Here is a 216-nt window from a genome sequence, read left to right on the forward strand (position 1 = left end):
GAGAACATGAAATATGCCGCCGCTGAAAACGCCGGTGTCTTTGGGGACCCGCAGCCCAAAATCTTTGTCAGCGAGCGTACCCCCGAAGGAGATCTGCTGGTCATGCGCGCCCACTCAATGGAAAAGCGGTAGGCGTTGAGTCCGGCTTCGGCAAGCAATCGGATATCTTCCTCATATCGATTATAATGGTCACAGGCGATGCCGCTGGGTTCGGCA

General features: G+C 55.6%; 1 pseudogene. It reads right to left on the minus strand.

The window, feature by feature from the left end:
* Positions 1 to 101: 101 nt before the first annotated feature.
* Positions 102 to 216: pseudogene (locus H6B10_RS17705) on the minus strand (family 1 glycosylhydrolase); the annotation flags it as partial.

It is taken from the genome of Gemmiger formicilis (assembly GCF_016901605.1).
GTDB lineage: Bacteria > Bacillota > Clostridia > Oscillospirales > Ruminococcaceae > Gemmiger > Gemmiger formicilis_B.